The following is a 2,163-nucleotide window of genomic DNA, read 5'->3' as shown; positions in this document are numbered from 1 at the left end:
GATCCAGTTCAGACTCAGTGTAGTCTGCTGCCGGTGACGGAAAACCCGCAGGGCATCGCTCTGTGAACAAAGGAATTTTTACTATGCTGGCTTCTGATACTGCAGGAATGAACTTCATCGTTTTTTCCCTCGCTTAAGGCTGTATATATATACAGTGTGCGCCGGGAGACCGGTTAGAGATCAAGGGGTGAAAGTCCCCGACCATTGAAGGACCAGCAATCCACAAGGTCCCCGAGTCATGCGTTGCATACCGCGAGGTATGGGGCGAAGCGTTGACAGGGGTGTTGACAGGCCAGCCATTGAGCCACGAAATGTATATTAAATTACCGGGTGCCGACGTTGTACTGTTAACGGAAGGCAACATCATAGGGTGCGATACTGCGAGTGCCACATGGACCCGGCGGGGTCTGAGACCCTGGCATGTCAATACGATCTCTACGCGGGAACCGGGAGATCTCCCCTCTGACCATCTGCCAGTGTCGGAGATGGCCCGCACCGGGAAGACGAGGAGTCATAGCCGGTGATGTACGGAGAGGAGAAGTCGGACTCGCTCATAGTAGCGGCGAAGCAGGCGAACAACCCGAAAGGAGCGGAGTCAGTGGAGCGAAGGAGCGGGGCCAAGGGGAACGCGGAACAGCCACACATGCGCCGGACACAGAGCCGGGAAAGCATGTCACAGAGGCTGTCACGCGTGCGGGAAGCTGCGAAGCAGCGGAAGAAAGAACGGTTTACAGCATTGTTCCACCTGCTGACAGTCGAAGCACTGGAAGCCGCATTCCTCTCCCTGAGCAGGAAAGCGGCCGCCGGAGTGGATGGCATCAGGTGGATGGACTACGCCGGAAACATGAAGAACAACATAACAGATCTGCACCGGAGGCTACATCAGGGCAGCTACAGGGCGCAGCCCGGCAGGCGTCACTACATCCCAAAAGCGGATGGAAAACAACGCCCGCTCGGCATCGCCTCGCTGGAGGACAAGATCGTCCAGTATGCGCTGGTGAAAATCCTGAACGCAGTCTATGAAAACGACTTTATGGGGTTCTCATACGGGTTCAGACCCGGGCGAAGCCAGCACGATGCACTGGACGCACTGGCCACAGGGCTGGTACGCACTAACGTAAACTGGGTACTGGATGCCGACATCAGTCAGTTCTTCGACAGGGTGAGCCACGAATGGCTGATCAGGTTCACAGAGCATCGGATCGGCGACCGGAGGGTAATCAGGCTCATACGTAAGTGGCTCACAGCCGGGACGTCGGAGGAGGGTCAATGGCGAGCAACGGAGGAAGGCACCCCACAGGGTGCGGTCATCTCACCGCTGCTGGCAAACATATACCTCCACTACGTCTTCGATCTGTGGGCGCATCAGTGGCGACGTCGCTATGCCACAGGCAATGTGGTAATGGTCAGATACGCCGATGACATCGTCATCGGGTTCGACAAACGATACGATGCCCGGCGCTTCCGTATAGCCATGCAGCGCAGACTGAGGGAGTTCGGACTCACGGTTCACCCGGAGAAAACCCGTCTGATGGAGTTCGGCCGCTTCGCTGCCGAAAACCGTGCCATCAGGGGAAAAGGCAAACCAGAAACGTTCAACTTCCTCGGGTTCACGCACATCAGCGGGAAAGATCGCAACGGCAGGTTCATGCTGATACGAAAGACCCGCCGGGATCGGATGACGGCAACTCTGAAAGCCATCAAAGACGGTCTGCGAAGGCGCTGGCATTACTCAATCCCCGAACAGGGAAAATGGCTCAGGAGAGTGGTTCAGGGATACCTGAACTATCACTCGGTACCGGGCAACTTCCCCACCATGCAGAAGTTCAGGACACACGTAACAAACCTCTGGCGCCGGGCGCTCAGGCGCAGGAGCCAGAAGGATGATACGACCTGGACGAAAGCAAACAAACTGGCAGCCGCATGGCTACCAAGGGTTCGGGTTCTTCATCCATGGCCTGTGGAGCGGTTCACCGCCAGACACCCGAGGCAGGAGCCCGGTGCGTAAATCGCGCACGCCGGGATCTGTGCGGGGGGTATCCGGTAACGGGTATCCCTACCGCGACAATTTATCTCCAAAGGAGGCAAGATGAACTACAGCATCACCACCCTCGGCAAGAAAACCATCGCCGGTTTCCATCTGGTCGGGCCCTGGGATCACAC

At 57.1% G+C, this 2,163-nt stretch carries 1 protein-coding gene; it reads left to right on the top strand.

The window, feature by feature from the left end:
- Positions 1–523 precede the first annotated feature (523 nt).
- Complete coding sequence (gene ltrA / locus ABD353_RS39465) at positions 524–2,008, top strand: group II intron reverse transcriptase/maturase (protein WP_004152765.1); 1,485 nt, start codon at positions 524–526, stop codon at positions 2,006–2,008.
- The last annotated feature ends 155 nt before the right edge of the window (positions 2,009–2,163 follow it).

It is taken from the genome of Kitasatospora arboriphila (assembly GCF_039528095.1).
GTDB classification, from domain to species: Bacteria; Actinomycetota; Actinomycetes; order Streptomycetales; family Streptomycetaceae; genus Kitasatospora; species Kitasatospora arboriphila.
This window is presented reverse-complemented; position numbering and strand designations above follow the sequence as displayed.